Annotated in this window: 3 protein-coding genes; all 3 read left to right on the top strand. The window is 66.0% G+C overall.

Annotated features, from left to right (window positions below; translation table 11 throughout):
- Nucleotides 1–2,387: FAD-binding and (Fe-S)-binding domain-containing protein (locus AC5JJ6_RS42310; RefSeq protein WP_496047819.1), on the top strand; the 2,387-nt coding region annotated here is incomplete at its 5' end.
- Nucleotides 2,388–2,428: 41 nt separating this feature from the next.
- Entirely contained in the window at nt 2,429–3,331 is a 903-nt protein-coding gene (locus tag AC5JJ6_RS42305) for a LysR family transcriptional regulator (protein ID WP_496047818.1), read from the top strand.
- 133 nt (nt 3,332–3,464) lie between these two features.
- Nucleotides 3,465–4,484 carry a TRAP transporter substrate-binding protein gene (locus AC5JJ6_RS42300; RefSeq protein WP_496047817.1) on the top strand — a complete coding sequence of 340 codons (1,020 nt, stop codon included), beginning with the start codon at nt 3,465–3,467 and terminating at the stop codon, nt 4,482–4,484.
- The last annotated feature ends 194 nt before the right edge of the window (nt 4,485–4,678 follow it).

Raw genomic sequence — 4,678 nt, 5'->3', positions numbered from 1 at the left:
ATGGTTATCTTCATCCTACAGTCCCCTCGCGCTGCACCGAGTTTGCGGATGGACCGATGCGGCTGGTGCTGGCCGACGGGACGCTGGTCGATACCGGAGATGCCGACAGCACCGACCGTTTCCGGACCAGCCACCGCGACCTGCTTACCCGGCTGGACGAGCTTGGCCGGGCCACCCGCGCCGATGAAGCGCTGGCGCGGCGCATCCGCGACAAGTTCGCGATCAAGAACACCACCGGCTACAGCATCAACGCCCTGATCGATTTCGAAGACCCGCTGGAGATCCTACAGCACCTGATGATCGGGTCGGAAGGCACGCTGGGCTTCATCGCCGAGATCACCTACCGCACCGTGCCCGAGCACGCCCACAAGGCCAGCGCCCTGCTGCTGTTTCCCGATATCGGGGAAGCCTGCCGCGCGGTGGCGCTGCTGAAGGCGACGCCGGTCGCCGCGGTCGAGCTGATGGACCGGCCGGCGCTCCGCTCGGTCGAAGACAAGCCGGGCATGCCGGCTGCGATCCGGGGCCTTGGCGACGGCGTCACGGCACTGCTGGTGGAAGTCCGGGGCGAGGACGCGGCGGAGCTGAATGGCCGGATATCCCAGGTATCCGCCGTGCTCGGCGGCGTCGGGACGCTGGCGCCCGCCGCCTTCACGTCCGATCCGGACGAATTCGGCAAGCTGTGGAAGATCCGCAAGGGCCTGTTCCCCGCCGTCGGCGCCGTCCGCCGCGCCGGGACCACCGTCATCATCGAGGACGTCGCCTTCCGGATCGCCGATCTGGCCGCCGCCACGCTCGACCTCCAGACGCTGTTCGAGAAGCACGGCTACCACGAGGCGATCATCTTCGGCCACGCCCTGGACGGCAACCTGCACTTCGTCTTCACCCAGGACTTCGCCATCGATGCCGAGGTCGAGCGCTACGCCGCCTTCATGGACGACGTCTGCAAGCTGGTGGTGGAGAAATACGACGGTTCGCTGAAGGCGGAGCACGGCACCGGCCGCAACATGGCCCCCTTCGTGGAGATGGAGTGGGGCCGCGACGCCTACCGGCTGATGCGGTCGATCAAGGACCTGCTCGACCCGGACGGCATCCTGAACCCCGGCGTCATCATCTGCGACGACAGCCAAGCCCATCTGAAGGACCTGAAGCCGCTGCCCAAGGCCGACCCGCTGGTCGATACCTGCATCGAATGCGGCTTCTGCGAACGCATGTGCCCGTCCGCCGGACTGACGCTGACGCCGCGCCAGCGCATCGTCGGCTGGCGCGAGATCTCGCACCTGTCCGATACCGGGACCGATCCGGAGCGGGAAGCCGGCCTCCGCACCCTGTACGATTACCAGGGCCTGGAAACCTGCGCCGCCTGCGGCCTCTGCGCCACCGCCTGTCCGGTCGGGATCGAAACGGGACTGCTGACCAAGGCGCTGCGGGGACGCCGGCAGTCGACGCTGGGGCGCCGGATCGCCGGGATCGCCGGCCGGCACTTCGGCGGCGCGCTGGCCGCTGCCCGCTTCGGCTTAGGCGCGGTTGCGCTGTCCAACCGGACGCTGGGACCGGCGGCGACGCGCCGTCTGGCCGACTACGGCCATCGCATCTCGGGCGGACGCCTGCCGAAGATCGGACCGGCGCTGCCGCGTCCGGCAAGCGTGCCGGCGGCGGGGCAGGGCGATGCCTCCGGCACGCCCGTCATCTACCTGCCGAGCTGCGCCAACCGGACCTTCGGCGCATCGCCCGGAGCACCCGAAACCGATGCCGTGCCGGACCGTCTGGTGTCGCTGATGGTCAAGGCCGGCTACCGCCCGATCTTCCCGGACGGCCTTGCCGGCCTGTGCTGCGGACAGGCGTTCGAGAGCAAGGGATTGGTCCGGGAGGCCGACGCCAAGACGGCGGAGCTTGCGGCGGCGGTGATCGCCGTCGACGACTATGGCCGCATCCCGGTGGTCATGGATGCGTCCGCCTGCACGCTGCGCCTGAAGAAGATGCTGGCGGGACGGGTGACCGTGCTGGACAGCATCGAGTTCCTGCACGACCACGCGATGCCCCGGCTGGAAGTGGTCGCGAAGCAGGCCGAACCGGTGCTGGTCCACGTCAACTGCTCGGCCCAGCGCTTGGGCCTCGGCGACAAGATCGTCGGCCTCGCCACGGCTTGCGCCGAAACGGTGGTCGTGCCGGACGGCGTCGGCTGCTGCGGCTTCGCGGGAGACAAGGGCTTCTCGACCCCGGAGCTGAACGACCACGCGCTCCGCCGCCTGCCCGATGCGGTGCCTGCCGGCTGCGAAGGCGGCTACTCGTCGAACCGGACCTGCGAGATCGGCTTGTCGGACCATTCCGGCGTCCCGTACCGCTCGATTGCCTATCTTGTGGATAGGGTGACCCGCCGGCGCCCCTGATCTCCCTTGATCAAACCGGGACGACCTGCGATCCATGGAGGATGCTGACCTTACGGCAAATCGAGGTGATCCGGGCCGTCATGGTCGCCGGCACGATCAACGGAGCGGCGAAGCTGCTCAACGTGTCGGCGCCCGGCATCAGCCGCCTGATGAAGTACACGGAAAAGTCGCTGGGCGTCCGGCTGTTCGACCGGCGCCACGGCCGCTACGTCCCGGCCGGCGAGGCCAGCGACGTCTTCAGCCAGATCAACGCCGTCTACAAGAAGGTCGAGGACCTTCAGTTCACTGTGAAGCGGCTTGAGAGCGGCCACGGCTCGGAGCTTAAGATCGCGTCGGTCCCGAGCATCGCCAACATGATGGTCCCGCGGGCGATCGAGCGGATCGTAGCCAAGCATCCCGGCCTGATGATCGACGTCGATATCCTGAAGATCGAGGAGGCGCTGGACTACCTCCTGCTGGAAAAGGGGGAGATCGTCGCGATGAGCTACAAGGTCGATCACCCCTCGCTGGACTGCATCGCGCTGGCGCGCGGCAAGCTGCTCTGCATCACGCCGCCCGATCACCCGCTGGCGGAGCGCGGGTCCGTCTCCGCCGAGGATATCGCGCGCTACCCGCTGATCGGCATCGACCCCAACGACCCCTATGGCCGCATCATGGCCGACATCTTCGAGCGGCGCGGCCTGTCCTATACCATGCCGATCCGTGCCCGTTTCGGCACGACTGTCTGCCGGCTGGTCGGCGCGGGCCTGGGGATCGCGGTGATCGACCAGTTCACCGTGGCCCACGATGCCGTGCCCGGCATCCGCCTGCTCGACATCGACGAACCGACCGCCTTCGATACCTATGTCGCGGTCAAGGCGGAACGCGGGCTGTCGAGCTTCGCCGAAAGCTTCATCGCCTTGCTGCGGGCCGAGATGACGGCCGTGGTGAAGCCCGCAAGTTAACATCATGTTCATCCGGACCGACATCTTGGTATTTGACGTTAACGGCCCAGCTGCGCATTCTCCCTTCAACAGAACGAGTTGTATAGTCAACCATACCGCTCCCGAAGAAGCGGACAGCGAAGGAGGAAACGCCTTGAAAACACTTTCATCCAAGATCCTTGCCGGTCTCCTGGTCCCCGGCATCATGCTGCTGGCCGGCGCCGCCAGTGCTGCCGACATCCAGAAGCGGACCCTGAAGTTCCCGTCCGCCAGCAACAAGGGACACCCGCAGGTCCTGGGCGTCCAGAAGTTCGCCGATCTGGTGGCGGAGAAGAGCGGCGGCAAGATCACCGTCAAGCCGTTTCCCGGCGGCGTGCTGGGCGCGGATCTCCAGACCGTTTCCGCCATGCAGGGCGGCACCGTCGACCTGACCGTCATGAACGCCAGCCTGCTGGCCGGCAACGTCAAGGAAATGGCCGTCCTCGACTTCCCCTACATGTTCAATACGGCGGCGGAAGCCGATGCCGTGCTGGACGGCCCGGTCGGGCGCAAGCTGCTGGACAAGCTGCCGGAAAAGGGGCTGGTCGGTTTGGCGTACTGGGACCTCGGGTTCCGCGAGATGCACGGCAACAAGCGCCCGATCGCCAAGGCCGAAGACCTCCAGGGCCTGAAGATGCGGGTCATCCCGACGCCGATCTACGTCGAGTTCATGAACGCCGTCGGCGCCAACGCGGTCCCGATGCCCTTCACGGAAACCTACACCGCCCTGGAGACCGGCGCTGTCGACGGCATGACCAACCCGCTGCTGAACATCATGGACGGCAAGTTCAACGAGGTTTCCAAATACCTCAGCCTGACCAACCACATGTATACGCCGCAGGCCGTCATCGCGAGCAAGAAGCTGTGGGACAAGCTGTCGGAAGACGAACGGAAGATCCTTCGGGACTCTGCCGCCGAAGCGACGGTCTACCAGCGTCAGGTCGCGCGCGAGCAGGCGGAAAAGGCGCTGGACGAGATCGCGAAGGCCGGCATGCAGATCAACGAACTCCCGCCCGAGGAGATCGCCAAGCTGCGCGAGAAGGCCGGCCCGGTGATCGAGAAGTTCCGCAAGGAGATCGGCGAGGAACTGGTGACGGAACTTTACGCGGAGATCGACAAGGTTCGGAAGAACTGATACCAGAATCCGGTGAGATCGACCTGTGCGGATACCTTTGCTGTGTAGGTCGGTCTAAAGCGAAGCGGCAGCCGACAAGCAGGAGCGTCTCTGTCGGCTGCCGCTTCGCTTTAGACCGACCTACGGCAGAAGCATCTTCGCCGGTCAACTTCTTCGGCCCTTGGTGTGACGGTAAAGATATTCTTCTCCGTTTC

It is taken from the genome of Skermanella sp. (assembly GCF_059503625.1).
The sequence above is the reverse complement of the archived record's forward strand: the minus strand, read 5'-3'. Positions and strand labels throughout refer to the sequence as shown.